Genomic DNA, 26,129 nt, shown 5'->3' with positions numbered 1-26,129 from the left:
CGCGCTCGGCGAGGAGGCCGCGCAGGCGGTCGAACCGGAGCCGGCCGGCGGCGTCGGTGCGGGCCGCGGCGAGCTGGTCGGCGGTCACCTTGGCGTCACCGGCCGCGATGCGCGCCTCGATGGCGGCGACCGCTGGGTCGTCGGCGAGGTCGGCGTCGGTGACGGGCTGCGCGTCGAGCCGGGCGCGCTCCTCGGCGGTGATGTCGGTCGTACTCATCGGTTCTCCTTACGGTCGCGCCGGGCCCGGATGGCCTCGGCGATGTCGGATGTGTCGGACAGGGCAACGCCGTCCTCGGCGAGGGCCTGGCGGTCGGCGAGCATCGCGGCGACCGTGGCGCGGGCGGCCGCCCGGTCGTCCTGCGGCGGGTCGGCCTGGTCGGCCTGGTCGACGTCGTCGGGCTGGTCGGTCTGGTCGGTCACGGGGTCTCTCCTCTGTCGATCCGGGCACGAACGCGCCCGGCACGTCTGGTCAGGCCGAGCAGCACACGCACGGCCTCCTCGGCGAGCGCGTCCGTCTCACGCTCGATCTGCTCGTCCCACGCCTCGCGCAGCGGGGCGAGCTGGCGCTGTAGCGCGCGGTGAGCCCGCTCGACGGCGCGGTCGCCCACGGGCGCGACCCGGTCACCAGCCATCGCCGGCCTCCTCCCCCGCCGGGTAGGTGAGCCACCCCGTCGAGTCGATCGGGACAGGCCGGCGCGGCACGACCACGCCGGCGCCCGTCCTCACCGTGTCCGGGTCGGGCCGAGGTCCGAACGCGCCGGCCTCCTCGGCGTCGCGCAGGCGGCGCGTCTCGACACAGCTCACGGCCTGCATGGCGGCGAGGGCGAGGTCGTCATGCCCCGCACGCTCCGGGACCGCGATCCGGACACCGCCCGCGGCGAGCTGCTCGAACTCCAACGCGCGTAGCTGCTTGAGCAGCTCCGGGTGACGCGGCAGGACCAGCCGGTCCGACTGCAACAGCGTCTTGATCTTGGCGAACCCGGCCTGCTTGCGGCGCACGTCGGTCCACACAGCCGCCACGTGCGTGCCTGTGCGACGCCGTCGGAGCTGCTCGGCGAGGTCCTCCGTCGGGTAGGCACCGACACCGTTGCGCTCGCTGGCGATTACCCGCATCCGGAACTGCTCGGCCACGTCGACAACGCGCTCGATCCACCACGACCACGACGTGCGGTAGTGCACCTCCATCCACGGCAACCACACCCGCCACCGCAGATCGGCCGCCACCGCCGGATCCAGCACCGACGCCACCACCAGCGCGTTCGCGTCGACCGCGACACCCCAATCGAGCCCACCCGCCGCGGGGAACCGGCCCCTGCCCGACAGCCGCGCCGGATCGGTCAGCTCGTAGTCGGCGACCGCGCCCATCAGCTCAGCCTCGGAGAAGTACACCCCCGCCGCGTCGCCCCACTCGGCAAGGAACTCGCGCCGGAAGTAGTCCGCCGGCTCCCGCTCCCGGATCTGCTCCAACAGCGCGGCGTCAACCCGCGGCGACACGCTCGACGGCCAGTGCCACCCCGCGACGTGCTCGTCGGGGCGGTCCATCCCGCGCTGCCACAGCGCCGGGAAAAACGCCTCCGGGCCACCCCAGGGCGACGAGCACAACACCACGCGCGACCCCGGCCGGGCGATGATCGCCGGTTCGGCCGCCCGCCAGATGCCGTCCGCTACGAACCCCGCCTCGTCGACGATCAACAGGTCCACCGGCCAGCCGCGGATCTGCCGCTCCGACGCCGGCACCGACCGGATCGTCGACCCGTTCGACAGGGCCAGCGTCGAGCGGGTCTCGTCGAGCACCGACCCGGACAACCGGTCCCGGGCCAGGCCGGCGCACTCGGCGAGCAGCCTCTTCGCCGCCTCCTCACCCGCGGACACGAGCAGCACCGTGGCGTTGCGCCTCGTCGCGGCGGTGTGCAGCGCGAGCACGGCGAGCAGGACGCTCTTGCCGACCTGCCTGCCGGCGCACACGACGCGGTAGCGGGCCGGGCTCGTGGCGACGTCGAGCTGGTGCGGCCACAGCCGGCGGTGCAGCACGTTCGCCGCGAAACCCTCGACGTCCAACACGTCTGGCCCTGAGATCGTCTCTGCCGTCATCGCTGCCCCTCCGGGGTCGTCGGCCGGGTCTCGGCGGGCGGGGCCGTGGTGGGCGGGCTGGGCACGGCGGCGGCGTCGCGCTGCTCGGCCATGCGGGTCAGGACCTCGACGACGTCGACCCGGGCGGCGGCGTGGTCCCGACCCAACCGGGCGCGGGCCAGCGGGTCGAGGCCGAGCGCGCGCCGGCTGCGCTCGGCCCGGCGCTCGGCGCGGTCGAGGGCGGTGTGCGCAGCGGACACCGCGTGGTCGCCGAAGTCCAGGCCGATCCGCTCGACGTGCTCGGCGAGGAGCTGAACCTGCGCCTCGGCGCGGGCCCATGCCCACACCGCGGGGCGGTAGCCGGGCGCGGTGAGGTGCGCGAGGTCGGGGTCGTCCAGCGCGCCCGCCGCCAGCTCGGCTGCGAGCGGGTCGACCCGGCGCGGGGAGTAGGCGCCGTGTCGCAGAGCGGCCTCGTTGCCGGGCTCGAACGGCGGCCACGAGTAGCCGCGTGCGCCAGTGGCGGCGACGGCGGGCTCACTCATCGCCGCGCACCTCGTCGAGCCTGTCGCCAGCGCACAGCGTGCACGGCTGGGTCCGCCAGGCGAGGTCACCGGACAGGGACCCGGCGGGCGCGTACGCCGCGAGCGCCATCGCGAGCGGGGCGACGAGCGCCTCGACCTCGGCGGGCAGCTCGGGCTCGTGCTGGGCCGCGAGGTGCTGGACGTCGGCGAGTAGACCGCCGGCGCCCCACCGTGCGAGGACCTCGGCGGCGGCCCGATGATGGTCGATTCCGTCTGATCCGATGTCAGATGGCGACCCGCTGACCTGCGCGAAACCGGGACCTCTCACGGCCATCTCACGTGCGTAACCAAGATCATCCGCGGCGTTCGCGGCCTGATCCGCGCATCGTTCCTCCCGGTCGCCGAGCGGGAGCGGACCGGCCGGTCCGCGCTTGGTGTCCCACAGAACGGGCGGGGCGGGCTGGTCGGGATCGTTCATAGTTGACCTCTTGTCTCGCGCGCGTGCGCTCTGTTCCGACTGTCCGAGAGACCCACTGAGCTGCATATATGTGATCCGAGAGTTCTCCGAGAGACCGTCCGAGAGCCCGCGGACCGTCCGAGAGACCTGCGCGTCCGAGTGACCTCTCTCGGACGGACTCTCGGACGGCTCTCGGATCGTGTTTGCGCAGGTCGGACGGTCTCTCGGACATTCGGACGCGTGCACGGGGTCAGGCACCGTCGACCTCGGTTGGTGTGGGTGTCTTGCCTGCTCGTCGGGCGCCGTCATCGGTCAGGGTCCAGACCCAGTTGGCGACCGCGCCGCGCTCCTGGCGGCTGACGAGGAGGCCGGACCGGCGGGCCTTGCGGCTGACGGTGTCCCACTTCAGTCCGCGGCTCTCGGCCTCGTCAGCGCACTTCTTCGCGTGGAGCGGTAGCGGGTGGCCGGCGGCGACGAGTTCGAACAGCCAGGCGGTGTCGTCGGGCAGGTCGGCGCGATCGGCGGCGCCGCCGAGCAGGACGTCGGACAGTGTGTCGTCGGTGGTGCCGGTGATCGTGAACACGGGTTGGCTGACCGGGGCGCCGTCGATGGGGACGTCGACCGACGCCATGTCGTAGGTCAGGCGGGGCACGTCGTCGCCTGCGCGGCCGAGGTTGTTCTTGTCCTGTCCGAGCACGCGCTCGCCGTCGGGGCGCTCGACGAAGGCCAGGACGGCGCGCACGGTGTCGCGCAGGCCGTGGCTGCCGGACAGGAGGGTGGCGACGTCGCCGGTGCGCTGCTTGTTGAAGTGGGCGATGCCGGTGATCGCAGTTCCGGTGCGGTGGGCCAGGGCGACGAGGGGTCGCAGTCCGGCGCGGACGTCGTCGGTGCGGTCGGTGTTGGCGCCGCCGCGGTGCACGTCGATCAGGGGGTCGATGACGAGCAGGCGGGCGCCGGTCTGCTCGATGGCCTCGCGGATGAGGTCGATGTCGCGCGCCCACACGAGCGGCATCTCCGGGTCCTCGTCGGTCTCGGTGCCGTTGAGCAGGTGCACCCGGTCGAGGTCGGCGCCGGCGGCGGTGAGGCGGGGCACGGTGGTGTGTTCGTGGCTGTCCTCGGAGGCGTAGATCAGGACGTCGACGGGGTTACCGAACAGCTCGCCGGGCAGCTCGCCGCGGGTGAGCCGGGCCGCGCACCAGAGCGCGAACGGCGACTTGCCGACGTTGCCGCGACCGGCGAGCACGCTGACCTCGCCGAGCGGGATTCGCCCGTACTCGCCGGTCTGCCAGAGCCACCGTGCGGCCTTCGGGACAACGGCGGACGCCCGGACGATGCGCAGGCGACGTGCAGGCGCGGCGACGGGGGCGCTGGGGGCGTGCTCGTCGTCTCCGACGACCCGCAGCGGGGTCGCGACCGGGCGGGGCGGGTCGACCTTCTCCCAGCATCGTTCGACCTCGAAGGGGAGGCGATCGCCGTACTTCTCGACGGACGGTTCGTAGCCGGCGACGACGCCGATGGCCTGGCCGAGGCTGAGCCCGGACGACCGGCAGGCGCCCACGAGGGCGTGATGCGCCGTGGAGCGGTCGGTGACGGGCGCGTCGAGGCGGGCCCGCACGAGGTAGGGCAGCTCGGCGGGCGCCGCCTCCTGGGCTGTGTGGGCGGCCGTGTGGGGCTGCTGCTCGGGTGCGGTGAGGTCAACGTCGAGCAGTGCGGCGATCTCGTCGACGTTCCACACCCGACCGCCGCCGGGGAGCTGCTCGACGGGGGTCGGCGGGTCGCTCTTGTGGTTGAGCGTGCCGGGCAGGCGCAGGAGGGCCTCGTTGGACCACTTGTGGTCGCCGCCGATGCGGGCGGCGAGCGCGCGGTTGAGGCGGCGGTGCTGGGCGGGGGTGACGGGGCGGTCGAGCGGCACGTAGAGGTGGCGGTGTCCGTCGGTGCCGGACGCGACGGCGATCGGGTCGAGCTTGTTGAGCAGGGGCTCGTCGGTGGTGGCGCCGTCGAGGTCCGCCCACAGGAAGTGCAGGCGGTCGACGGCACTGTGCTTCCTGCGCTCGTCGATGGTGCGCAGGGCGGGGCACCAGTACACGTCGACGCGCTCACCGGCCCCGGCGAGCTGCGCGAGCTGGCGCAGCAGCTCGTCGCGCTGCGCCGGCCATCGGTAGCGCGCCTCCGACCACGTGCGGTGGTCGTACTTCCCGTTCTCGTCGTAGTAGCCGTCGTGGCCAAATGCGAGCGCGGCGAACCCGCGCTCGTCGGCGAACACGACGTCGAGGAGGGTGGTCACTGCATGACCGCCTGCGGGTGGTAGTCGGCGAGGTTGGGCAGCTCGCCGGGGGTGGCGATGGCGCGGCGGGCGGCGCTCACGGGGAACAGGGCGGGGCGCAGCCGGGCGTCGAGCACCTGGTACCGCGAGTTGATCAGTGCCGCGAGCTGCTCGGCCTTGATCGGGGTGCGGGACGGCGCGACGACGACGTTGCGGCCGTGGCGGTGGCGCAGGTCGTCGAGTCGGCCGGTGCCAGCGGTGGCGCGCAGCCACTCGAAGGCGACGCCGGGCGAGCGCACGACGAGCCGGGGGCGCTCGTCGTCGATGGTGTGCGGGGGGTTGAGCACGGTATGCTCCGTTCGGATCGTGTGAAGTTGTTGCGGAGGCCTGGCTGTGTGGGCCCGGCCGTTCGCGCGTTCAGGGGGTTTCGAGCGCGGCGACGATCGACGCGGTGACGACACGTCGCCGGCCGCCGACGGTGATCACGCGGGCGGGGAAGTCGCCGCGGGCGACCAGCTCGTAGCCGAAGGCTCGGCTGATTCCGAACGGTCGGCACGCTTGGGTGACGTCGACGGTCGCGGGCCATGTCCGGATCTCGTCGAGCGTCGGCGCGGTCACGCGGCGCCTGCTGTGCGCTGCTGGCCGATCCACTCGGCGAGGTCGGACTCGGCGACGACAACGCGGCGGCCCAGCTTGAACGTGCGCGGCCCCCCGCCGTACTTCCGCCAGTAGCGCAGCGTCTCGACGCTGCGCCCGATGCGACGGGCCGCCTCGTCGAGCGTCAAGATCGTGTCGGTCACCGCAACCCCTCTCGTTCGGCACCCTCGTCTACCGGGGTGTCATGCCGTAGTGGTACCACGGTGCACAAGGGTGCTGCAACTAGCCCTTGGTGGACGACGGTTCCGGACTGGTCTACAGTTCCGGCCGTGGCAACAGGTGGCGAACGGTGGGAACTGGTCGGGATCGTCCGGGGAGCGGCGGCCGACGTGCCCGTTGCGCCATGGGCGGAAACGCGACTGCCGGCGGCGTTCCGGGTGACGTTCCGGCAGGCCGGACAGCCGTTCGAGGTAGCGATCGACTGCGCGTTCTCCGGTGGTCGGATCGAGGTGCACAAGTTCGAGATGGTCGGCACCCCGGCTCCACGACCAATCACACCCCGCGACCTTGCAGGTGTTGACCTCGGCCACGTCGTCCATCGCGCCGGTACAAAGGTCGCCGAGCCGCAGGTCGAGATGGAGCATCGCCCTGGACGACGAGCAACCCCAGACGAGCTACGGCTCGTCGCCGAGGCGTACGCGACCCAGCACGCGATCTGGGGCAACCCGCGGCAGTGGGTCATGACCGCCTGGGACCTGCCGCGATCGACGGCCAACCGTTGGATTCGGCGGGCGCGCGAGCTGTACCCGGAGATGCCGGGTGACGAGGGAACGAGGAAGGGCGACGAGAGTGAGTGACCAGATACGCAAGATCGAGTTGAAGGACGGCCGGGTGAGATACCGGTTCGTCGTCGACGTCGGCCGCGACCCGGAGACCGGCCGGCGGACGCAGCTCACGCGGACGTTCGACACACAGCGCGAGGCGCGCGCCGAGCGGTCACGGATGATCTCCGAGACCGCTCAGGGCACGTTCGTGCGGCCCCGCAAGCTGTCGGTCGCCGAGTACCTCGACCAGTACCTCGAAGGCGCCACACGCAACGTGCGGCCGTCGACGAAACGCTCCTACGCCGACGCGCTCGCGCCGGCCCGGACCCGGCTGGGCGCCCGCAAGTTGCAGGACCTCACCAAGGCCGACGTCGAGGCGCTCGTGACGTGGATGGCGACGAGCGGGCGCAAGCGCGGCGGGAAGGCCGGTACCGGGCTCGGCGCGCGGTCGATCGGCCTCATGCTCGGCCGGCTGACGGCGGCGCTGGAGATGGCGCAGGCCGAGGGCCTGGTCGTGCGGAACGTGGCGAAACTCGTCACGCCGCCGCGGTACGTGCCCGCCGAGCGGGAGACCTGGTCTGCTGTGGAGGTGCAGCGCTTCCTCGGTGAGGCCGCGGGCGACCGTCTGCACGCCGCGTGGCGGCTGTCGCTGTATGGGCTGCGGCGCGGCGAGGTGCTCGGGCTGCGGTGGGACGACGTCGACCTCGACGCGGGCACGCTGTCGGTGCGCCGGTCGCGGGTGCTCGTCGAGGGCAAGGTGATCGAGCAGGAACCGAAGACGCGCAACGGTGTGCGGACGCTCCCGCTCGACGACGAGCTGCTCGGCGCGCTCCGGGCGTTGAGGACGTCGCAGGCGCGGGAGCGCCTGGCGGCCGGTGAGGCGCACGACGCGAGTGGGCATGTCGTCGTCGACGAGCTGGGCGCGCCGGTGCACCCGGAGTGGTACTCCGACGAGTTCGGCCGGGTGTCGAAGCGGGCCGGCGTCAAGCGGCTGGTGCTGCACGAGGGCCGCCACACCGCCCTGTCGCTGATGGAGAAGGCCGGTGTGCCGATCTCCGTCGTGTCGCGCTGGGCGGGGCACTACGACGCTTCGTTCACGCTGCGGCAGTACGTGCACGCCGACCACACCGAGGACATGCGTCAGGGCACCGCCGCCCTGGGGCAGCTGTACAAGATCAACTAGGAGTTGACGATGGAGTACGACCACGCTCAGGCGTTCCGCGACCAGACCGAACGCCGCGCCCGACAGCGCGAGGAGGACCTCGCCGCGGTGCTCGACTCGGTGACGACGCGGGCTGAGCGCACCGAGGAAGAAAACGACCAGCGACTCGCCGACCTGAACCGGCGGATCGCAGCACTGCCGGAGTCCGGACAGCCCGCGGTCGAGCAGCACGCCGACCTCATCGACCTGGACAAGATCAACTAGTAGGCGTGAGACAACGGTGAGACAACGGGCCAGGAACGGCAACAGGCCCCCGCCTCACCGAAGTGAAACAAGGGCCTGACCTGCGCTTTCGTGGTGCGCCCGAAGGGATTCGAACCCCTAACCTTCTGATCCGTAGTCAGATGCTCTATCCGTTGAGCTACGGGCGCGTGATCTTCAGTTGTGAACCTCAGCAGCCTAACAGGCCACATCGGAGCGGAGGCTCCGGGATTTGAACCCGGGATGGGGGGTTACCCCAAACCGCATTAGCAGTGCGGCGCCATAGACCAGACTAGGCGAAGCCTCCCGAAGCCGTACCTGCACGAGACTACAAGACCCCGTCCAGCCGGCTCACGACCCCCCGGGTGCGAGCTCCAGGAAGGGGGTCAGCGCGTCGGGGTTCTGCAGCGCCCCCCGGCTCACGGCCTTGTCCGGAGCCACGCCGGCGAGGATCTTCTTGACGGGCACCTCGCACTTCTTCCCGTTGAGCGTGCGCGGGATCGCGTCGACCTCGACGAACCGGTCGGGCACGTGCCGGGGCGAGAGTTCCGAGCGCAACGCCTTGCGCAGCAACGGTTCCACGTCCTCCAGCGCGCTGCCGGGCGTCAGCACGAGGAAGCAGAGCAGGGCGCCCTCGTCGCGGGCGCCGAGCTCGGTGGTGTCGATGACGAGCGCGTCGGCGACGGCGTCGAACCCCTCGACGACGGCGTAGAAGTCGGCGGTGCCCATCCGGACGCCGCCGCGGTTGAGGGTGGAGTCGCTGCGGCCGTAGATCACGTAGGAGCCGCGGGGGGTGTGCCGGACCCAGTCGCCGTGGCGCCACACGCCGGGGAACTCGTCGAAGTAGGCCTCGCGCAGCCGGGAGCCGTCGGGGTCGTTCCAGAACATCACCGGCATCGACGGGGTGGGCTGGGTGAGCACCAGCTCCCCCAGCTCGTCGACGATCTCCTGGCCCTTCTCGTCGTAGGCCACGACGGCCGCGCCCAGCGCGGCGCAGGAGATCTCACCCATCCACACGGGCACGTTCGGGGCCGCGCCGACGAACGCCGCGCACACGTCGGTGCCGCCGGAGACCGAGCAGATCTGGACGTGCTCGCCGACGGCGTCGCCGACCCAGCGGAAGCCGTCCTCCGACAGCGGTGCACCGGTCGAGCCGATGGCGCGCAGCGCGGAGAGGTCGAACTGGTCGCGCGGGCGCAGCCCGGCCTTGAGCGAGGCCTGGATGTAGGGCGCCGACACCCCGAACCAGGTGACGCCGTGCCGCTCGGCCAGCTTCCAGAGCGCGCCGAGGTCGGGGTGGCCGGGGTTGCCGTCGTAGAGCACCACGGTGGATCCGACGAGCAGGCCGCCGATGAGGAAGTTCCACATCATCCAGCCGGTGGTGGTGAACCAGAAGAACCGCTGGCCCGGGCCGAGCTCCATCTGCAGCCCGAGGGCCTTGACGTGCTCCAGCACGATCCCGCCGTGGCCGTGCACGATGCCCTTGGGCAGCCCGGTGGTGCCCGAGGAGTAGAGCACCCACAGCGGGTGGTCGAACGGCACCGGCTCGAACTCCAGCGGCGCCGCCTCGGCGGTGAACTCGGCCCACGGCGTGGTGCCGTCGAGGGTCTCCCCCAGGTAGGGGATCAGCACCGTCTCGCGCACGGTCGTCAGCTGCTCCTGCAGCGTCGTGACCGTCCTGCGGATGTCGTAGCGCTTCCCGCCGTAGACGTAGCCGTCGACGGCGACGAGCACGACCGGCTCGATCTGGGCGAAGCGGTCGTGGACGGCGCGGGCACCGAAGTCCGGGGAGCACGACGACCAGATCGCGCCGAGGCTCGCGGCGGCGAGGAACGCGACCAGGGTCTCGACGGAGTTCGGCGCGAGCGCGACGACCCGGTCCCCCACCCCGACACCCGCCCGCACCAGCCCGGCCCGGGCGCGGCCGACGACGTCGCGCAGCTCGGCGTGGGTGACGGTGCGCTCCAGGCCGTCCTCGCGGGCGAACAGCACCGCGACGTCGTCGTCCGCGCGCCCGGGTCCGGGGGTCAGCGCGTGCTCCGCGTAGTTCAACGTGGCGCCGGGGAACCACTGCGCGCCGGGCATGTCCCGGGAGCCGAGCACCGCCGTCGGCTCGGCGCGGAACCGCACGCCGAGGAACTCCGCGACGGCGGACCAGAAGCCGTCGAGGTCCCGCACCGACCAGGCGTGCAGCGCGGCGTAGTCGGCAGCGTCGACGCCGCGGTGCTCGGCCACCCACGCGGTGAACGCGGTGAGCGGGCCGGAGCGGTCGGGTTCGGGGGCCCACAGGACGGCGGGGGTCTCGGACATGGCGCCAGCATGCAATCCGCGGCACTCCCGCACCAGGGGCCGGCGCACACATCACGACCCCCGGGTGTGGGTGAGGGCGACCCCGCACCCGGCGCGTCAGCGCAGGTGGCTGTCGAACCAGTTCAGGGTGCGCTGCCAGGCGTCGGCGGCGGCGTCGGGATCGGCGTCGAACCGGTAGCCGGTGTGCGGGTAGACGACCAGGTCGGTGGCCTGCTCGGACTTCGCGGCGGCGTCGCGCAGCTGCTCGATCTCCGGGTCGCGCTCGCCGGCGGTGTTCTCGCCGTAGATGCCCAGCCACGGGCAGGTGAGCCCGGGGGCCGCGTCGACGAGCGCGGGCAGCCCGCTCGACGGCGTCTCGGAGATGCCCTCCCCGGCCACCGTGACGGCCGCGCCGAGCGTGCGCTGCGCGGCGACCAGCAGCGCGACCGAGCCGCCGAGGTCGAAGCCGATGACGCCCATCCGGTCGGAGTCGATGTCGTGGTCGGCGAGCCAGCCGAACGCGGTGTCGGTGTCGGCCATGACCTGCTCGCCCTCGAGGCGGTCGACGTGTTGCTGCACCTGGCCGTCGTCGCCGTCGACCTCGTCGGCGCCGTCGCGGTGGTACAGATGGGGGGCCACGGTGAGCCATCCGTCCTCGGCCAGGCCGCTGACCAGGCCTCGGACGGTGTCGGTGACGCCACGCGCCTCGTGCAGCACGACGATCCCCCCGCGGACCGAGCTGACCGGCTCGGCGACGGTGAGCCGCAACGCGCTGCCGTCGACCAGGGGCACGGTCTCCGTGCGGATGTCGGTCATGGTCACAGCCTGGCACGACGGCCCCGATCCGACCGGACCGGGCGGCTTATGGTGACCGGTGTGACGACGATCCGCGCCGACCTCGCCGGCCTCCCCGCCTACGTCCCCGGGCGCGTGGTCCCGGGGGCGATCAAGCTGGCGAGCAACGAGGTGGCGCTCCCACCGCCCGCCGCGGTGCTGGCGGCGGTCGCCGAGGCCGCCGCGGGCGGCAACCGCTACCCCGACCTCGCGGTCACCGGGCTCACCGCGCGCCTCGCGCAGACCCTCGGCGTCGACGCGGCACGGATCGCCACCGGATGCGGCTCGGTGAGCATCTGCCAGCAGCTCGTGCAGGCCACCTGCCTGCACCCCGATGACGAGGTCGTGTTCGCCTGGCGCTCGTTCGAGGCGTACCCGATCGTCACCCAGATCGGCGGTGCGACGGCCCGCACCGTCCCGCTCACCGACGACTTCCGCCACGACCTGGACGCCATGGCCGCCGCCGTCGGCCCGCGCACGCGCCTGGTGATGGTGTGCAGCCCGAACAACCCGACGGGCACCGTCGTCACCCGCGCGGAGCTGGAACGCTTCCTGCGCGCGGTCGGCCCGGACGTGGTCGTCGCGTTCGACGAGGCCTACCGCGAGTACGTCACCGACCCCGACGCCGCCGACGGGCTCGCGCTGGTCGACGCCCACCCGAACCTGGTCGTCCTGCGCACCTTCTCCAAGGCCTACCGGCTGGCGGCGCTGCGGGTGGGCTACGCGGTCGCCTCGCCCGAGGTGGCCACGGCGCTGCGCAAGGTGTGCGCGCCGTTCAGCGTCAGCTCGGTGGCCCAGGCGGGCGCGATCGCCGCGCTCGACCACGCGGGCGAGCTGCTGGCCGCCTGCGCCGAGGTCGTGACGGAGCGGGTGCGGGTGCGCGACGCCCTGCTCGCCGCCGGGTTCACGGTGCCCCCGACCCAGGCCAACTTCGTGTGGGTGGCCCTGGGCGAGCGCACCGCCGACTTCGCCGCGCACTGCCTGGACCACAAGATCGTGGTGCGCCCGTTCCACCCCGACGGCGCGCGGGTCACGGTGTCGACACCGGCGGAGAACGATGCGTTCCTCGAGGCCGCGACGACGTTCCCCCGGTGAGCTGGTCTGCGGTTCAATGGGCGCCATGAGCTCCTACCCACCGCCCGGATCGTCGTGGCAGCAGGGTTCCGGCTCGGGCGAGCTCGTCCCGTCCGAGGACCGGAACTGGGCCGTCGCCGCCCACCTCGGCAGCTTCGTCGCGGCCTACGTCGCGCTCGGCCTCATCGCCCCGCTCATCGTGCTGCTGGTGCGCGGCGGGCAGTCGCCGTTCGTGCGCCGGCAGGCCGTCGAGTCGCTCAACTTCCAGCTGAATGCGCTCGTCATCATCGCGATCGGATGGATCCTGGTCTTCGTCCTGATCGGATTCGTGGTCCTGGCCGCCTACGGCGTCTTCTACGTCATCTGCGTCGTGATGGCCGCGATCAAGGCGTCGCAGGGCCAGGATTTCCGCTATCCCCTCACCATCCGCCTGATCAGCTGACGACGGACGCGCGAACGGCCCGGCTCCCGAGGGGGCCGGGCCGTCCGTCGGTGCGACGTCAGCTGCGGACGCCGCGCCGCCCGTAGATCCCGGCGACGGCGGTGACGGCCACGGCCGCCACGATGACCTGGACGATCAGCTCGATCCAGTCGATGCCGGGGGTGTCCTGGACGCCGAACAGGCGCGCGATGAACGTGCCGATGAACGCGGCGACGATACCGGTGAGGATCGTCAGCCAGATCGGGATGTTCTGCTTGCCGGGCGCCACCAGGCGACCGACGAATCCGAGGATGGCGCCGATCACGATGGCGCCGATGATGCTTTCGATGCCCATGGCATTCTCCCGATGTCAGGCGGGCCGGACACCGGTTCCAGCCCACGTGCCGACCTGGGTACCACGGACCGGCCTCTCACGCCGCTGCCCCGGCGCGACACCACCCGAAGCGTTATCCGACCGTCGTCACCCGTTCAGCAGCGTGACGATCCGAGGGCGTTCAGGACTCCAGGACGTAACCCGCGCCGCGCACCGTCCGGATCCGCTCCGGCCCGATCTTGCGCCGCAGGTAGGAGATGTAGACCTGGACGAGGTTGGCCGACGCGGGCTCCGACCACACCTCGCGGGCCAGCCGGTCGGGCGAGACGACCTGGCCCGGCTCGGCGAGCATCGCCATGAGCAGCGCGAACTCGGTGGGCGAGAGCGAGACCGCCTGGCCGTCGACGGTGACGTCGCCGAACTCGGTGTCGACGACGAGCTCGCCGTGCCGCAGCACGGCGTGGTCGAGCGCGGGACCCAGCCGCAGGCGCAACCGGATGCGGGCCGCCAGCTCGTCGACCGCGAAGGGGCGCAGTACGTAGTCGTCGCGGTCGCCGCGCAGCTGGTGCAGCAGGCCCGCGCGGCGCTCGCGCGGGGTGACGGCGATGACCGGGGTATCCGGGGCCTCGTTCTGGACGGCGGCGAGCACCGACGCCTGGTCGTGCCCGGGCAACTCGACGTCGAGGACGATCAGCGCGGGGTCGCGGGCGCGGATGGCGTCGAGCACGCCGATCCCGTTGCCGACGGGGCTGACGCTGACGCCGTCGGACCGCAACGAGCGCAGCACTGAGGCCGACGCCGCGGTCGGGGGCAGCGCCAGCATGACATGATCGACCTGGGGCACGGGCACGCGTGGCTGGGGAATGACCGGCACGTACGTGGACGCACCCCCTGGGGGAGCAGCAGGGAGCATCGCCGGTCACTCTGCCGTATCACCGTCCGGAGTAACAATCCGCTAACGGAGCGACATCACCCGGCGGTCGTGGCACGGTGACACGGAGCTGAGAATCCGGCTGAGCCGAACGGAGTACCACCCGCTGCACGGACGGGGATCGAGCGCGATCCGGCGCTCCGGAACGACCTGTGGGCGCGTGTGCGCAACCCGCCCTCTCAGGTTCGCCGGTCACCCGGTGCCCGCTTCCTACTGTCTCCCGCCATGCGACGGAAACCCTCCGCTGAGGTCGGTCGCTCGGAGTCCACTGCCGAGCTCATCGCCCGCATCAGCGCCGAGCGCGACGCCCCGGTGGAGTCCACCGGCCGTCACGCCGTCCTCACCGCTCCCCCGCGCACCGCCCGGGCCACGGCCCGGACCGCGGTCACCCGCCCCCGTGCGGTCCGGCCCGTCGACGACGAGTCGGCCGTCGAGCGCACCGGGCCCATCGACCTCCCCGGGCCGGTCCCACTGCCCCGGGACGGGACGCGCCGGGCCGTGCCGCGCTGGGAACCGGCCGTCGAGGAGGACGTGCTGTTCGACCCCGAGGCCGACGACACCCCGACGACCGTGCTGCAGTTCCTGTCCCCCGACCCGCCCGCGCCGCGCCGGCCGGTGCGCATGCTCGTGTCGGTGGCGCTGGTGGCGGTCGCGATGGTGGTGGTCGGGGCCGCGGCCGCGGGCTGGCTCGGCGGCACGGGCGCCGAGGCCCCGGCCTCGCTCACCGCGGTGACCGAGGGGGTGGTCCCGCGACCGGCCCCCACCGGGCCGACGGTGCCCGCCCCGGTCGACTCCGCCCCCGTCGACTCCGCCCCGGTCGGCTCCGCCCCGGTCGACTCCGCTCCTGCCGAGGCCGCACCGGCCCCCGAGGAGGCCGCGCCCGAGGAGGCCGCGGACCCGGCCCCCGCCGACGTCCCGCTGATCGACGGCGCTCCCGACAGCTCCGGCTACTACTGACCGCCCACGATCCTCCCGCGGATCCCCGTCCCGCCCGGCGCTCCCCACCGGGCGGGACGGGTGCGTTCAGATGGCGCGCTTGCTGTGCGGGCGCGGTCCGCGGCCGCTGCGCACCGGGTCGGACTGCGGCCCGACGTGACCGGGCAGGACCGGCTTGCGTGCCTTCTTGCGCCGGTCGGCGCGGTTGAGCGGGGCCTCCGGCGTGTCGGGTCCGGTCCCGTCCGGCTCGGGGGTGTCGGGCGTGCTGGGCGTGCTGGGCGTCTCGGACATGGCGACCTCCGGTGGGGTGGGCGGGGTGGGTGCGGGGAGATCAGGAGATCACCGCACGAGCCTAGTCCGGGCGGGCCACCCGGTTTCAGGCCAGCAGCGGGACGAGCCGCTCCGCGTGCTCGCGCAGCAGCCGGACGAGCTCGTCGTTGGGCTCGGCCACCCGCGTCGCGGGCCCGCACAGCGCGAGACCGGCGACGAGCGCACCGGTGGCCGGGTCCCGCACCGGCACCGCCAGGCAACCCCGGTCGGCCCGCAGCTCGCCGCACTGCCGGGCCAGCCCGGACGCCGCGACGTCGGCGAGCCGCGCACCGAGTTCGGCCGCCCCGGTGACGGTGTGCGCGGTGAGCGGGCGCAGGTCGCGGGCCACAGCGCGCCAGTCGGCCTGGTCGGCGAGCAGCAGCCGCCCCAGCGCCGACGCGTGCGGGTAGCGGGCGAGCACGGCCGCCTCGGACGGCGGGTGGTCCGGGTCGGGGTCGACGAGCGTGAGCGTGCCGCCGCGCAGCGACGCCAGGTGCACCCCCCAGCGCACCATGGCCCGCAGGTGCTCGACGACCGCCCGCGCGGCCGCGGGCGGCCGCGGCACCACGGGCAGGGCGAGCCGGGCGGCCCGGCGGCCCAGCGCGAAGCCGCGCAGGTCCGGCAGCCGCACCAGGTACTCCTCGCCGACCAGCAGGTTCAGCAGCCGGTAGGTCGTCGCCTGGGGCAGCTTCAGCGCGGCCGAGATCTCCTTGGCGGTGACCCCCGGCCCCGACGCCACGACCTCCTCCAGCACCGCCAGCGCGCTGCGCACCGCGCGCGGCTGGCGTCCGGAGAGCGGGGCGGGATCGGTCACGGCCGGGCCAGCACGTCGTCGGCGACCGTCTCGTCGTAGGCACCGATCCCGGCCAGCTCGCGCGGGCGACGTAGGCGCAGCCAGCCCCACCACACCCCGCCCGCGAGCACCAGCAGCCCGATGACCAGGGGGATCGCGCCGCCCCACTCCGACACCACGAACGCGGCGAGGACGGCGAGCAGCACCGGGGCCGCCACCGCCGTGACGGCGACCGGCGGCGTCGTCAGCTCGCCGATCCGCCGCAGGAACAGCGGCGCGGCCAGACAGATCAGCAGGTAGGCGACGAGGTAGCCGGCCGTGGCGACGGTGAGCAGCTCGGCCAGCACCCGCGACGGCGGCACCCCGGCCGCGAGCAGCGCGGCCGGCACCGCGGCGACGACGGGCAGGGCCACCGCGATCGCCGCGTGCGGGGTGCGCAGGCGAGGATGGGTGGCCCCGAGCCGGGCGGGCACGATCCCGTCGCGGGCCATCGAGAACAGGACGCGGACCAGTGCGCCGAGCGTCGCCAGGGTGCACGCGGCGAACGACATCGCGATGCCGACGTCGAGCAGCACCGCGATCCACGGCTCGCCGCGCGCCGTGACCAGCGTCAGCACCGGCTCGGGGGTGGCCGCCAGGCCCCCGGCGGAGAAGCCACTGACCTGCGTGTACGCCGCGAACAGGAAGAGCGCCCCGGCGGCGCCCGCCGTCCAGGTGACGACGCGCGGCACCGTCCGGAACGGGCGGCGCGCCTCGACCCCCATCGCGGTGGCGGCCTCGAATCCGATGAACGCACCCAGTGCGGGGAGCACGCCCGCGGCGATCCCGCCGGGGCCGGGGTCGGGCGGGGGCGGGCCGGCGGGGGCGTCGGCGCCGAGCAGGGCGAGGAACACCACCGTCATCACGGTGATCGACACCGCCTCGACCAGCAGCACGACCCGCGCCGAGAGCCGCACCCGCACCAGCACCCCGGCGGTGGCCAGCACCGCGAGCACGCAGACGGCCGCGACCAGCACCGGACGCGAGCCGCCGGTGCCGCCGAGGCGGGCGACGAGCGCGTCGAGGTAGATGGCCGAGCCGGTCAGCGCGGCCATCGCGAGCACGCCGTAGCCGACGAGCAGGGCCACCCCCGAGCCGAACGCCCCGGCCGGGCCGAGCCCCTGCGCCGTCAGGCTGTAGAGCGACCCGGCGGCGGCCATCCGGCGGGTGAACTGGCCGATGCAGCTGCCGATCAGCAGTGCCACCACCGTCGCCACGGCGAAGGACCACAGCGTCCCGGGGCCCGCGGTGGCCGCGACGATCGCCGGGACCGTCGCCATCGCGGCCGCGGGCGCGGCGCCGGCCACCGACTGCGCCAGCACCTCGGCGGGCCCGAGGTTGCGGCGGTCGAGGCCGTGCACCGGGGAGCGGTGGCGCAGGTGGGGCACGGGAGTGGTCCTTCCGCCGCTGGTCGGCGCAGCGTAGGACGGTAGCGCCCGCACGCTTCCCGTGGCGACGTCCCGAACGAGAAAACCCGCCGGCCCGTTCTCGTGCCACGAGAACGGGCGCGGCGGGATTCGCCGGACCGGGGCCGGTGCGTTGTCCGCGGCCCGGGAGCGGGCGACGGTGCTGCGCATCCCGTCCCCGGAGGTCCGCATGACCGACCGTACGCACACCCTGACCGGCTCGCTCGGAGTCGGTTCCATCGTCTTCATGGTCGTCGCGGCCGCCGCGCCGCTGACCGTCATCGCCGGCACGGTGCCCCTGGGCATCGCGATCGGCAACGGCGCCGCCTTCCCCGCCACCTTCGCCCTGTGCTCGGTGGTGCTCCTGCTGTTCGCCGTCGGCTTCTGCGCGATGAGCCGGCACGTCCCCGACGCCGGGGCGTTCTACTCCTACGTCGAGCGCGGCCTGGGCCGGGCGCCCGGCTGGGGTGCGGCGTTCCTGGCGCTGGCGACCTACACCGCCGTACAGCTCGCGGTGTACGGCTACATCGGCGCGATCCTCGACGGCCTGGTGCAGAACTACGGCGGCCCGGCGCTGCCGTGGTGGCTGTACTCGCTGGTCGCGCTCGCCGTCACCGGCGTGCTGGGGTACCGGCGCATCGAGCTGTCCAGCCGGGTGCTCGGCGTGCTGCTGGTGTCCGAGGTGGCGATCGTGCTCGTGTTCGACGCGGTCGTCGCCACCACCGGGTCGACGCCGTCGACGGCGCTGTTCGTGCCGGCGCAGGTCGTCTCGGGCTCGCTCGGCGTCGCCATCATGTTCGCAATCGCCAGCTTCATCGGGTTCGAGGCCACCGCGGTGTTCCGCGACGAGGCGCGCGACCCGGAGCGCACGATCCCCCGCGCCACCTACCTCGCGCTGGTCCTGATCGGCGCGTTCTACACGCTGTCGGCCTGGGCGGTGGTCTCCGCGTGGGGCGACGCCGAGGCCGTCGCGCAGGCCACGGCCGACCCGGGGAACATGCTGCTGACGACGATCACGAACACGCTCGGCACCACCGGCGGGAACATCGCCCAGGTGCTGCTCGTGACCAGCCTGTTCGCCGCGATCCTGTCCTTCCACAACGTGCTGGCCCGGTACCTGTTCGCCCTCGGCGGCACCGGCGCGCTGCCCGAGGCCTGCGGCCGCAGCCACACCGAGCACGGGTCGCCGCACGTCGCGTCGGTCACCCAGTCGGTCACCGCGCTGGTGTTCGTCGCCGTGTTCGCGCTCGCCGGGATGGACCCGGTGACGCAGGTGTTCGCCTGGATGGCCGGCACCGCCACGCTCGGCGTGCTCGCGCTGATGGCCATGACCTGCCTGGCCGTCATCGTGTTCTTCCGGCGCAGCGGGGTCGACCGCAGGCCGTGGCAGACCCTCGTCGCGCCGGGGCTCGGTCTGGCCGGCCTGTGCATCTGCCTCTGGCTGACGATCTCCAACTTCGCCACTCTGATCGGGGGGTCCACCGGACTCGCCGTCGCGATCGGCGCGGTGCTGGTCGTGTTCTTCGTCGCCGGCGCCGCGTGGTCGGCCCGGCCCGTCCCGACCGTCGCACCCGTCACCCCCACCTCGTCCACCCATGGGAGGCACTGACCATGACCCTCGCCGAGACCCGCACGACCCATCCGCTGGAGATGACGACCGCCGCCGAGGTCGACGCCGTCCGCTCCGCGCTCGAGGGGGCCGGGCTGCTGGGCGAGACCGTCCGCTTCGCCTTCTTCGCCCCCGAGGAGCCGCCGAAGTCCGCGGTGCTCGACGGCACGGCGTCCGACCGGCGGTTCCGCGCGGTCCTGCTCGACCTCGCGACCGGCCGCTCGGTCGACACGGTCGTGTCCGCGACCAGCGGCGAGGTCGTCTCCTCGCGCGAGCTCGACCCCCCGGTCGACGGGCAGCCGCCGATCATCGACTCCGAGTTCGAGATGATCGAGGACATCCTCAACGGCACACCCGAGTGGCTCGCCGCCCTGTCCGCCCGCGGGATCGCGCCGGAGTCGGTGCGCGCGGTGCCGCTGTCGGCCGGTGTGTACGACATCGAGGGCGAGGCCGGGCGCCGGATCGTCCGGGCGTTCGGGTTCCGGCAGGACCACGAGAAGGACCACCCGTGGGCCCACCCGATCGACGGGCTCGTGGCCTACGTCGACCTGACGGCGCGCTCGGTCGACCGCGTGATCGACACCGGCGACGTGCCGGTGCCGGCGACGTCGGGCAACTTCGACGACCCCGCGTTCGCCGGGGAGCCGCGTACCTCGCTCAAGCCGATCGAGATCACCCAGCCCGACGGCCCGTCGTTCTCCGTCGAGGGCAACCGCGTGCGCTGGGAGAAGTGGGACCTGCGGATCGGGTTCAACGAGCGCGAGGGCCTGACGCTGCACCAGATCAGCTTCGACGGGCGGCCGGTCGTCTACCGGGCGTCGGTGGCCGAGATGGTGGTGCCCTACGCCGACCCGGCGCCGGTGCGGTTCTGGCAGAACTACTTCGACTGCGGCGAGTACATGTTCGCCCGCTACGCCGACTCGCTGCAGCTGGGCTGCGACTGCCTGGGCGAGATCCACTACCTCGACGCCGTCATCGCCGACGACCTCGGCCGCCCGAAGACGATCACCAACGCGATCTGCATGCACGAGGAGGACACCGGGGTGCTGTGGAAGCACTCCGACCTGTTCACCGGCAGCGCGGAGACCCGCCGCCAGCGGCGGATGGTGTTCTCCTTCTTCACCCCGATCGGCAACTACGACTACGGCTTCTACTGGTACCTCCACCTCGACGGCACCATCCAGCTCGAGGTCAAGGCCACCGGCATCGTGTTCACCGCGGCGGCACCGTCGGAGTACGCGACGGAGGTGGCGCCCGGGCTGCAGGCGCCGTTCCACCAGCACCTGTTCTCCGCGCGCCTGGACATGACCGTCGACGGGGTGCGCAACGCCGTCGACGAGGTGCAGGCGCAGCGCGTGCCGATGGGCCCGGACAACCCCTACGGCAACGCCTTCCGCAAGTCGCGCACGCGGCTGACGCGGGAGTCCGACGCCCAGCGCCTCGCCGACCAGTCCGCCGTGCGGACCTGGCACATCGTCAACCCCGAGGTGCAGAACGCGCTCGGCCAGGACGTCGGGTACGCGCTGATCCCGGAGGGGCGTGCCGCGCTGCTGGCCGACGAGTCGTCGTCGATCCACTCCCGCGCCACGTTCGCCACGAAGCACCTGTGGGTCACGCAGTACGACCCGGCCCAGCGCTACCCGGCCGGGGACTTCGTCAACCAGAACCCCGGGGGCGCCGGCCTGCCGGCCTGGGTGCAGGCCGACCGGCCGGTGGACGGCGAGGACATCGTCGTGTGGCACACCTTCGGCACCACCCACTTCCCCCGCCCGGAGGACTGGCCGGTGATGCCCGTCGACCACACCGGGTTCACGCTCAAGCCGGTGGGCTTCTTCGACCGCAACCCCACCCTCGACGTCCCGGCCCGGGGTGGCGCCGCCGGAGGCCACTGCACCTGACCCCGCGAGTCCCCCGTTTCCCGCGCGCGAGTCCCCCGTTGTCCGTCCGCGAGTCCCCCGTTTTCCGTCCGCGAGTCCCGGCTGTCCGACGCGGACCAGCAGGCCGGTCCCGGGGGCTCGCGGGCACCGATCCCGCGCCTCGGGCCCGTGGATCCGGGGACTCGCGGGCGCGATATCGGGGACTCGCGGACGGAATTCCGGGGACTCGGCGGACGGGATTCGGGGGACTCGCGGACGGAATTCGGGGGACTCGCGGGGTCAGGGGGACGGGGGGTGGGGGTAGCGGATGAGGAGGGCGGCCTCGACGTCGGCGGGGCCCTCCGCCTCGTAGCCGTGCGGCACGTCGGCGGGCCACTCCACATGCTCGCCGGGGCCGGCGCGCAGCGGACGGTCGAGCGGGCCGGATCGCAGGACTCCGGCGAACACGGTGACGTGCTCGGTGACACCCGCGTGGTGCGCCGGGGAGGTCTGCGTCGCGCCCGCGGGCAGGTGCATCCGGTAGAGCTCGTAGGTGACCGGGCCGTCGTCGAAGACCCGGAGCAGGGCCATCTCCGCGGCCGACCCGCGGATCGGGCCGGGGGCCGCGACCAGCGCCGTCAGGGGCAGGCCGAGGGCGCTCGTCACCGCGTAGAGCGTCTCCAGGGTGGGATTGCGGGTGCCGGCCTCCAGGCCGGAGAGCGTCGCCTTCCCGATCCCCGCCCGCCGGGCGAGCTCCGAGAGCGACAGTCCGCGCGCGCTGCGCAGGGCCGTGACCCGCGCGCCGATGCCGGTGCTCTCGGCGAGGGCGGGGCGGCCTTCCGCGGCGTCCGGCATCGGGCTATCGTCGCACCGTTCCGTAAACGGAACGCCGCGGCGGCCCTCGGTCGCAGTGGGGTGGCTCTCCTGCAACCAGGCTGGAGTGAAGCCACCCCACTGCAACGCGGCGGGCGGGGGGAGGTAGCGGGTGCAGCCGGTGCTCGCGGGGATCGTCACGGCGCTGGTCGGGTTCGCGAGTGCCTTCACCGTGGTGCTGGCGGGGCTGCGGGCGGCGGGTGCCGACGAGGCGCAGGCGGCGTCCGGGCTGCTCGCGGTGTGCGTCGCGTCCGGGATCGTCGCCGTGGTGCTCGGGCTGCGGTACCGGATGCCGATCGGTATCGCCTGGTCGACGCCCGGCGCGGCCCTGCTCGTCACCTCGGGGGCTCCGGCGGGCGGGTTCGGCGCGGCGGTCGGTGCGTTCCTGCTGTGCGGCGTGCTGGTCGTCGTCGCCGGGCTGGTGCCCGCGCTCGCCCGGCTGGTGGCCGCGATCCCGGGCCACGTGGCCGGGGCGATGCTCGCCGGGGTGCTGCTCCCGCTGTGCCTGGCGCCGGTGCGGGCGGTGGCCGAGGTGCCGCTGCTGGCGGCGCCGGTGGTGGCGGTGTGGGTGCTGGTCGGGCGGTTCGCGCGGGCCTGGGCGGTGCCGGCGGCGCTCGCCGTGGCCGTCGGGCTGATCGTGGCGACCGGGCCCACCGTCACCGGCGCGGCACCGGCGCTCGTCTGGACCCCTCCGGTGTTCGACGGGCCGGCGCTCGTCGGGATCGGGCTGCCGCTGTTCCTCGTCACGATGGCCTCGCAGAACGTGCCCGGGATGGCCGTGCTCGCGCAGTTCGGCTACCGGCCGCCGCTGCGGCCGGTGCTGGCCGCCACGGGGCTGGCGACGGTCGCGGGCGCACCCTTCGGCGGGCACGCCGTCAACCTCGCCGCGATCAGCGCGGCGCTGGCCGCCGGGCCGGAGGCGGGGGCTCCGGAGCGGCGGTGGGTCGCCTCCGTCGTCGCCGGGGTGGGCCTGGCGACGCTCGGGCTCGGCGCCGGGACGGCGACGGCGGTGGTCCTCGCGTCACCGCCGGTGCTGGTCGAGGCCGTCGCCGGGCTGGCGCTGCTCGGGGCGCTGGCGGCGTCGCTGGCCGCGGCCGTCGCCGAGGTGGACGGCCGGGAGGCGGCGGCCGTCACCTTCGTGGTGACGGCGGCGGGCGTCGCGTTCCTCGGGCTCGGGTCGGCGTTCTGGGGCCTGGTCGCCGGTGCCGCGATGACGCTGCTGCACCGGCGGCGGGTCACGGCGTCCGGCCGATGAAGGCGAGCAGCTTCGTCTGCTCGTCGGCGTCGTCGGGCACCTCCACGCGCGGGCCGTAGTGGCCGCTGGTCCGCAGCACCTCGTCGAGCGGGAGCATCCCCTCGTAGAGCCGGTGCACCTCGTCGGCCTCGAGGCGCTCGTCGCCGCCGGTGGCGCGGGCGAGGTCCCAGGTGTGCAGGAAGACGTCGGTGGTGCCGATCGTGTCGAGCGTGGCGGCGAAGGTGCTGCGACCCATCGGGGTGTCCCGCTCGGCACCGGCGACGGCGGGGTCGGCCAGCGCCGCGCGCAGCAGCCCGTCGAGCGCGGCCCAGGCGGCGGCCGCGTCGTCGTCGACGGAGGGGATCCGCGCCGGGGGCAGGCCCCACAGCGGTACGAAGAACGCCGGGATCCACTCCACGAGGTGGCGCACCACGTCGCGGGCGACCCATCCCTCGCACGGCGCCGGGGAGCCCCACGCCGCGGGTGGGACGGCGACGACCCGCGCCGTGAACCCGTCGGCGATCCGGCGGTAGCGCTCGGCCTGCTCGGTCATCTGTTCTCCTCGGTCCGGGGGGCTGCTCCCGGAAAGGACGACGGGCAGGTCCCCGACTCATCGGTCCTACTCCGTCAGCCCCCGGCGCACCAGCAGCGGCGCGAGCTCGGGGTCGCGCCCGCGGAAGGCCCGGTAGGCCTCCATCGGGTCGACGGACCCGCCCCGCGAGAGCAGCTCGCGCCGGAAGGTGTCGCCGTTGGGCCGGGTCAGGCCGCCGTTCTCGGCGAACCACTCGACGGTGTCGGCGTCGAGCACCTCGCTCCGGATGTAGGAGTAGTAGCCCGCGCTGTAGCCACCGCCGAAGACGTGGTTGAAGTAGGTGGAGCGGTAGCGCGGGGGTGCGCTCGGCACGTCGACACCGGCCTCGCGCAGGGCGTCGGCCTCGAAGGCGAGCACGTCGTCGACCGGCGAGTCCGGTCCCAGGCGGTGCCAGGCCAGGTCGAGCAGGGTGGCGGCGAGGTACTCGGTGGTGGCGGTGCCCTCGCCGAACCGGCGCGCCTCCCGCAGCCGCTCCACCATCTCGACGGGCAGCGGCTCGCCCGTGACGTGATGGCGCGCGTACCGGGTGAGCACTTCCGGGTCCTCCAGCCACATCTCGTTGACCTGCGAGGGGTACTCCACGAAGTCGCGCGGCACGGCGGTGCCGGAGAACGTCGGGTACTCCACGTCGGAGAGCAGCCCGTGCAGCGCGTGCCCGAACTCGTGGAACAGCGTGCGGACCTCGTCGATCGTCAGCAGGGTCGGCTCGCCGCGGGTGATGTTGAGCGTGTTGAGCACGACGGGCCGGGTGCCGAGCAGCCGCGACTGCGTGACGAAGGAGTTCATCCACGCACCACCGCGCTTGGACTCGCGGGCGTACAGATCGGCGACGAACAGCCCGACCGGGCCGTCCTCGTCGGCGACGTCGAAGACCCGCACGTCGGGGTGGTACAGCGGGAGGTCGTGGCGCTCGGTGAAGGTCAGGCCGTAGAGGCGGTGCGCAGCGAAGAACACCCCGTCGTGCAGCACGCGCTCCAGCTCCAGGTAGGGACGCAGCGCGGCGGCGTCGACGGCGTAGCGCTGCTTGCGCAGCCGCTCGGCGTGGAACGCGCGGTCCCACGGCTCGATCGGGTGCCCGGCGTGCTCGGCCAGCTCCGCGGCCTCCGCGCGGGCGTTCGCGACGGCCACCGGCACCAGCTTCGCCAGCATCGCGTCGATGGCCTCGACGGAACCCGCGGTGCCCTCCTCCACCACCCAGCTCGCGTGGTGCGGGTGGCCGAGCAGCGCGGCCCGCTCGGCCCGCAGGGCGACGGTCCGCAGCACGATGTCGCGGGTGTCGTGCTCGTCGCCGAGGGCACCCCGCGTGGTCGACGCCGTGTGCAGCTCGCGGCGCAGCTCCCGGTCGGTGAGCGAGGCCAGCGCGGGCTGCGCGGTGGGCAGGACGAGGGCGAGCCGCCCGCCGGACGCGGTGACCGCGTCGTCGGGCAGCCCGTCGAGGCGTGCCGGGTCCTCCACCCGCACCGCGGCCGCGTTGGCGCCCGCGAGCAGCCGCGACCCGAACTCCGTCGACAGCGCGGAGAGCTCCGCGTTGATCTCGCGCAGCCGTCGCTGCTCGGCGTCACCCAGGCGGGCGCCGGCCCGCTCGGCGTCGCGGCGCAGGCGCTCCAGCAGGCGTCGCGACTCGCCGTCGAGGCCGTCGGCGGGGACGGCCTCCAGCCGCGCGAACAGGGCCGGGTCGAGGGTGAGGGCGTCGGCGTGCGCGGCCAGCAGCGGCGCCACCTCGGCGTCGATCGCCCGGATCCCCGGCGTGCTGTGCGACCCGACGAGCGTGAAGAACACCGCAGACACCCGACGCAGCGTCGCCCCGGAGCGCTCCAGCGCCTCGACGGTGTTGGCGAACGTCGGCGGCGCGGGATCGGCCGTGATCGCGTCGACCTCGGCCCGTTGCTCGGCCATCCCCGCGGTGAACGCGGGCAGGAAGTGCTCCTCGCGGACCGCGTCGAGATCGGGATAGCCGAACGGCAGCGGGCTGGGCACGAGGAACGGGTTCACCTCGCCGACCCTAGGTGCGCGCGAGGATGGGGGCATGGCGCAGGTTCGGGTGGGCGTGGCCGCGGTCGTCGACGACGGGGGGCGCTGGCTGGTGCTGCGCCGCCGCGGGGCGCACGGGGCGGGCACCTGGGGTCTGCCGGGCGGGCACCAGGAGTTCGGGGAGTCGCCCGAGCGGACGGCGGTGCGCGAGGTCGCGGAGGAGACCGGGTTGGCGGTCGTCGCGTCCGCGCGGCTGGGGTTCACCGACGACCCGATGCCCGAGATCGGGCGGCACTACGTGACGTTGTTCGTCGCCTGCGCGGTGACGGGTGGGCGGGCGCGGGTGGCGGAGCCGGACAAGGCCTCGGAGCTGGCGTGGCTGACCCCGGACGAGCTCCGGGCCCGCGACGACCTGTTCGCCCCGCTCCGCCGGTTCCTGGACTCCTGAGGGACTCGGGCACGGAGAACGGGGG

The 26,129-nt window shown here is 73.7% G+C and carries 30 protein-coding genes and 2 tRNA genes; 10 read left to right on the top strand and 22 right to left on the bottom strand.

All coding sequences use genetic code 11. From position 1 onward, the window contains the following. The 10 genes from PHY01_RS21850 to PHY01_RS21805 form a co-directional block, all read right to left on the bottom strand. The coding region (locus PHY01_RS21850) for a hypothetical protein (protein WP_141281339.1) at positions 1-217 on the bottom strand (217 nt) is incomplete at its 3' end. Continuing rightward, on the bottom strand, positions 214-420 hold the full coding sequence (locus tag PHY01_RS21845) for a hypothetical protein (protein ID WP_141281337.1): 207 nt from the start codon (positions 418-420) through the stop codon (positions 214-216). The genes PHY01_RS21850 and PHY01_RS21845, both read right to left, overlap by 4 nt. Further along, entirely contained in the window at positions 417-632 is a 216-nt protein-coding gene (locus PHY01_RS21840; protein ID WP_141281335.1) for a hypothetical protein, read from the bottom strand. Before PHY01_RS21840 ends, PHY01_RS21845 begins: the two co-directional genes overlap by 4 nt. Continuing rightward, positions 622-2,061, bottom strand: a complete 1,440-nt coding sequence (locus PHY01_RS21835) for a terminase large subunit domain-containing protein (protein WP_218030279.1) — start codon at positions 2,059-2,061, stop codon at positions 622-624. Before PHY01_RS21835 ends, PHY01_RS21840 begins: the two co-directional genes overlap by 11 nt. A 26-nt stretch (positions 2,062-2,087) precedes the next feature. Continuing rightward, complete coding sequence (locus PHY01_RS21830) at positions 2,088-2,612, bottom strand: hypothetical protein (RefSeq protein WP_141281331.1); 525 nt, start codon at positions 2,610-2,612, stop codon at positions 2,088-2,090. Beyond that, positions 2,605-3,069, bottom strand: a complete 465-nt coding sequence (locus tag PHY01_RS21825; protein ID WP_141281329.1) for a hypothetical protein — start codon at positions 3,067-3,069, stop codon at positions 2,605-2,607. The genes PHY01_RS21830 and PHY01_RS21825 overlap by 8 nt, the downstream gene beginning before the upstream one ends. A gap of 229 nt (positions 3,070-3,298) precedes the next feature. Next, the gene (locus tag PHY01_RS21820; protein WP_141281327.1) at positions 3,299-5,332 is read right to left on the bottom strand and encodes an AAA family ATPase; all 2,034 of its coding nucleotides are present in this window, start codon (positions 5,330-5,332) and stop codon (positions 3,299-3,301) included. Further along, positions 5,329-5,658: a hypothetical protein gene (locus PHY01_RS21815; RefSeq protein WP_141281325.1), complete on the bottom strand. Its 330-nt coding sequence runs from the start codon at positions 5,656-5,658 to the stop codon at positions 5,329-5,331. The genes PHY01_RS21820 and PHY01_RS21815 overlap by 4 nt, the downstream gene beginning before the upstream one ends. Before the next feature lie 70 nt (positions 5,659-5,728). Further along, positions 5,729-5,929 (bottom strand): MerR family transcriptional regulator, encoded by a 201-nt coding sequence (locus PHY01_RS21810; protein ID WP_141281323.1) that lies wholly within the window; start codon positions 5,927-5,929, stop codon positions 5,729-5,731. Next, positions 5,926-6,111, bottom strand: a complete 186-nt coding sequence (locus PHY01_RS21805; RefSeq protein ID WP_141281321.1) for a helix-turn-helix transcriptional regulator — start codon at positions 6,109-6,111, stop codon at positions 5,926-5,928. Before PHY01_RS21805 ends, PHY01_RS21810 begins: the two co-directional genes overlap by 4 nt. A 126-nt stretch (positions 6,112-6,237) precedes the next feature. Here PHY01_RS21805 and PHY01_RS21800 point away from each other — a divergent pair, with 126 nt between their 5' ends. The 3 genes from PHY01_RS21800 to PHY01_RS21790 are packed head-to-tail and all read left to right on the top strand — an operon-like array spanning position 6,238 to position 8,158. After that, positions 6,238-6,765, top strand: coding sequence for a hypothetical protein (locus tag PHY01_RS21800; protein WP_141281319.1), 528 nt, complete (start codon positions 6,238-6,240; stop codon positions 6,763-6,765). Further along, positions 6,758-7,915 carry a site-specific integrase gene (locus tag PHY01_RS21795; protein ID WP_141281317.1) on the top strand — a complete coding sequence of 386 codons (1,158 nt, stop codon included), beginning with the start codon at positions 6,758-6,760 and terminating at the stop codon, positions 7,913-7,915. The genes PHY01_RS21800 and PHY01_RS21795 overlap by 8 nt, the downstream gene beginning before the upstream one ends. A 9-nt stretch (positions 7,916-7,924) precedes the next feature. After that, a complete protein-coding gene (locus tag PHY01_RS21790) occupies positions 7,925-8,158 on the top strand; it encodes a hypothetical protein (protein ID WP_141281315.1) in 234 nt (77 codons plus the stop codon). 91 nt (positions 8,159-8,249) lie between these two features. Here PHY01_RS21790 and PHY01_RS21785 read toward each other — a convergent pair. The 4 genes from PHY01_RS21785 to PHY01_RS21770 form a co-directional block, all read right to left on the bottom strand. After that, a tRNA-Arg gene (locus PHY01_RS21785) sits at positions 8,250-8,325 on the bottom strand. A 47-nt stretch (positions 8,326-8,372) separates the two neighbouring features. Next, a tRNA-Ser gene (locus tag PHY01_RS21780) sits at positions 8,373-8,462 on the bottom strand. A gap of 44 nt (positions 8,463-8,506) precedes the next feature. After that, entirely contained in the window at positions 8,507-10,465 is a 1,959-nt protein-coding gene (locus tag PHY01_RS21775; RefSeq protein WP_141281313.1) for an acetoacetate--CoA ligase, read from the bottom strand. Between the two features lie 96 nt (positions 10,466-10,561). Beyond that, on the bottom strand, positions 10,562-11,260 hold the full coding sequence (locus PHY01_RS21770; RefSeq protein WP_141281311.1) for a dienelactone hydrolase family protein: 699 nt from the start codon (positions 11,258-11,260) through the stop codon (positions 10,562-10,564). 48 nt (positions 11,261-11,308) lie between these two features. On the opposite strand from PHY01_RS21770, the gene hisC reads away from it, so the two are divergent. Both hisC and PHY01_RS21760 read left to right on the top strand, forming a co-directional pair. Further along, entirely contained in the window at positions 11,309-12,373 is a 1,065-nt protein-coding gene (gene hisC / locus PHY01_RS21765; protein WP_170183924.1) for a histidinol-phosphate transaminase, read from the top strand. Between the two features lie 25 nt (positions 12,374-12,398). Beyond that, positions 12,399-12,794, top strand: coding sequence for a DUF4870 domain-containing protein (locus PHY01_RS21760; RefSeq protein ID WP_141281309.1), 396 nt, complete (start codon positions 12,399-12,401; stop codon positions 12,792-12,794). Positions 12,795-12,852: 58 nt separating this feature from the next. Here PHY01_RS21760 and PHY01_RS21755 read toward each other — a convergent pair whose 3' ends face one another. Both PHY01_RS21755 and PHY01_RS21750 read right to left on the bottom strand, forming a co-directional pair. After that, positions 12,853-13,128, bottom strand: a complete 276-nt coding sequence (locus PHY01_RS21755; RefSeq protein WP_141281307.1) for a GlsB/YeaQ/YmgE family stress response membrane protein — start codon at positions 13,126-13,128, stop codon at positions 12,853-12,855. A 160-nt stretch (positions 13,129-13,288) separates the two neighbouring features. Continuing rightward, on the bottom strand, positions 13,289-13,930 hold the full coding sequence (locus PHY01_RS21750) for a response regulator transcription factor (protein ID WP_246086058.1): 642 nt from the start codon (positions 13,928-13,930) through the stop codon (positions 13,289-13,291). 333 nt (positions 13,931-14,263) lie between these two features. On the opposite strand from PHY01_RS21750, the gene PHY01_RS21745 reads away from it, so the two are divergent. Next, positions 14,264-14,995, top strand: coding sequence for a hypothetical protein (locus PHY01_RS21745; protein ID WP_141281303.1), 732 nt, complete (start codon positions 14,264-14,266; stop codon positions 14,993-14,995). Between the two features lie 66 nt (positions 14,996-15,061). On the opposite strand, the gene PHY01_RS21740 is transcribed toward PHY01_RS21745, so the two are convergent. The 3 genes from PHY01_RS21740 to PHY01_RS21730 all read right to left on the bottom strand — a co-directional run bounded on the left by PHY01_RS21740 (position 15,062) and on the right by PHY01_RS21730 (position 17,503). Continuing rightward, a complete protein-coding gene (locus PHY01_RS21740) occupies positions 15,062-15,265 on the bottom strand; it encodes a hypothetical protein (RefSeq protein ID WP_141281301.1) in 204 nt (67 codons plus the stop codon). A gap of 85 nt (positions 15,266-15,350) precedes the next feature. Next, positions 15,351-16,097, bottom strand: a complete 747-nt coding sequence (locus tag PHY01_RS21735; protein WP_141281299.1) for an IclR family transcriptional regulator — start codon at positions 16,095-16,097, stop codon at positions 15,351-15,353. Then, the gene (locus PHY01_RS21730) at positions 16,094-17,503 is read right to left on the bottom strand and encodes an APC family permease (protein WP_246086057.1); all 1,410 of its coding nucleotides are present in this window, start codon (positions 17,501-17,503) and stop codon (positions 16,094-16,096) included. Before PHY01_RS21730 ends, PHY01_RS21735 begins: the two co-directional genes overlap by 4 nt. Positions 17,504-17,711: 208 nt before the next feature. Here PHY01_RS21730 and PHY01_RS21725 point away from each other — a divergent pair, with 208 nt between their 5' ends. Continuing rightward, positions 17,712-19,130, top strand: coding sequence for an APC family permease (locus tag PHY01_RS21725; protein WP_141281297.1), 1,419 nt, complete (start codon positions 17,712-17,714; stop codon positions 19,128-19,130). Positions 19,131-19,132: 2 nt separating this feature from the next. After that, entirely contained in the window at positions 19,133-21,028 is a 1,896-nt protein-coding gene (locus PHY01_RS21720) for a primary-amine oxidase (protein WP_141281295.1), read from the top strand. A 258-nt stretch (positions 21,029-21,286) separates the two neighbouring features. On the opposite strand, the gene PHY01_RS21715 is transcribed toward PHY01_RS21720, so the two are convergent. Then, positions 21,287-21,841 (bottom strand): XRE family transcriptional regulator, encoded by a 555-nt coding sequence (locus PHY01_RS21715; protein ID WP_141281293.1) that lies wholly within the window; start codon positions 21,839-21,841, stop codon positions 21,287-21,289. A gap of 130 nt (positions 21,842-21,971) precedes the next feature. Between PHY01_RS21715 and PHY01_RS21710 the strand changes: the two genes are divergently transcribed. After that, a complete protein-coding gene (locus PHY01_RS21710) occupies positions 21,972-23,114 on the top strand; it encodes a benzoate/H(+) symporter BenE family transporter (RefSeq protein WP_141281291.1) in 1,143 nt (380 codons plus the stop codon). Here the strand turns inward: PHY01_RS21710 and PHY01_RS21705 are convergent. Then, positions 23,095-23,646 (bottom strand): TIGR03086 family metal-binding protein, encoded by a 552-nt coding sequence (locus PHY01_RS21705; RefSeq protein ID WP_141281289.1) that lies wholly within the window; start codon positions 23,644-23,646, stop codon positions 23,095-23,097. The genes PHY01_RS21710 and PHY01_RS21705 overlap by 20 nt on opposite strands. A 66-nt stretch (positions 23,647-23,712) precedes the next feature. After that, on the bottom strand, positions 23,713-25,713 hold the full coding sequence (locus PHY01_RS21700) for a M3 family metallopeptidase (protein ID WP_141281287.1): 2,001 nt from the start codon (positions 25,711-25,713) through the stop codon (positions 23,713-23,715). On the opposite strand from PHY01_RS21700, the gene PHY01_RS21695 reads away from it, so the two are divergent. Further along, positions 25,712-26,104, top strand: a complete 393-nt coding sequence (locus PHY01_RS21695; RefSeq protein WP_141281285.1) for a nucleotide triphosphate diphosphatase NUDT15 — start codon at positions 25,712-25,714, stop codon at positions 26,102-26,104. The two genes, PHY01_RS21700 and PHY01_RS21695, sit on opposite strands and share 2 nt — an antisense overlap. Positions 26,105-26,129: the final 25 nt, after the last annotated feature.

Origin of the sequence: Pseudonocardia hydrocarbonoxydans, from assembly GCF_006539565.1 — a bacterium.
Taxonomy (GTDB): Bacteria; Actinomycetota; Actinomycetes; order Mycobacteriales; family Pseudonocardiaceae; genus Pseudonocardia; species Pseudonocardia hydrocarbonoxydans.
This window is presented reverse-complemented; position numbering and strand designations above follow the sequence as displayed.

Bases quoted from the DNA above. Each gene is read 5' to 3' on its own strand.
- PHY01_RS21840 (WP_141281335.1), bottom strand. From the start codon at position 632: ATGGCTGGTGACCGGGTCGCGCCCGTGGGCGACCGCGCCGTCGAGCGG.
- PHY01_RS21830 (WP_141281331.1), bottom strand. From the start codon at position 2,612: ATGAGTGAGCCCGCCGTCGCCGCCACTGGCGCACGCGGCTACTCGTGG.
- PHY01_RS21825 (WP_141281329.1), bottom strand. From the start codon at position 3,069: ATGAACGATCCCGACCAGCCCGCCCCGCCCGTTCTGTGGGACACCAAG.
- PHY01_RS21790 (WP_141281315.1), top strand. From the start codon at position 7,925: ATGGAGTACGACCACGCTCAGGCGTTCCGCGACCAGACCGAACGCCGC.
- PHY01_RS21775 (WP_141281313.1), bottom strand. From the start codon at position 10,465: ATGTCCGAGACCCCCGCCGTCCTGTGGGCCCCCGAACCCGACCGCTCC.
- PHY01_RS21770 (WP_141281311.1), bottom strand. From the start codon at position 11,260: ATGACCGACATCCGCACGGAGACCGTGCCCCTGGTCGACGGCAGCGCG.
- hisC (WP_170183924.1), top strand. From the start codon at position 11,309: ATGGTGACCGGTGTGACGACGATCCGCGCCGACCTCGCCGGCCTCCCC.
- PHY01_RS21760 (WP_141281309.1), top strand. From the start codon at position 12,399: ATGAGCTCCTACCCACCGCCCGGATCGTCGTGGCAGCAGGGTTCCGGC.
- PHY01_RS21755 (WP_141281307.1), bottom strand. From the start codon at position 13,128: ATGGGCATCGAAAGCATCATCGGCGCCATCGTGATCGGCGCCATCCTC.
- PHY01_RS21750 (WP_246086058.1), bottom strand. From the start codon at position 13,930: ATGCTGGCGCTGCCCCCGACCGCGGCGTCGGCCTCAGTGCTGCGCTCG.
- PHY01_RS21745 (WP_141281303.1), top strand. From the start codon at position 14,264: ATGCGACGGAAACCCTCCGCTGAGGTCGGTCGCTCGGAGTCCACTGCC.
- PHY01_RS21740 (WP_141281301.1), bottom strand. From the start codon at position 15,265: ATGTCCGAGACGCCCAGCACGCCCAGCACGCCCGACACCCCCGAGCCG.
- PHY01_RS21725 (WP_141281297.1), top strand. From the start codon at position 17,712: ATGACCGACCGTACGCACACCCTGACCGGCTCGCTCGGAGTCGGTTCC.
- PHY01_RS21720 (WP_141281295.1), top strand. From the start codon at position 19,133: ATGACCCTCGCCGAGACCCGCACGACCCATCCGCTGGAGATGACGACC.
- PHY01_RS21715 (WP_141281293.1), bottom strand. From the start codon at position 21,841: ATGCCGGACGCCGCGGAAGGCCGCCCCGCCCTCGCCGAGAGCACCGGC.
- PHY01_RS21705 (WP_141281289.1), bottom strand. From the start codon at position 23,646: ATGACCGAGCAGGCCGAGCGCTACCGCCGGATCGCCGACGGGTTCACG.
- PHY01_RS21695 (WP_141281285.1), top strand. From the start codon at position 25,712: ATGGCGCAGGTTCGGGTGGGCGTGGCCGCGGTCGTCGACGACGGGGGG.
- PHY01_RS21700 (WP_141281287.1), bottom strand. From the start codon at position 25,713: ATGCCCCCATCCTCGCGCGCACCTAGGGTCGGCGAGGTGAACCCGTTC.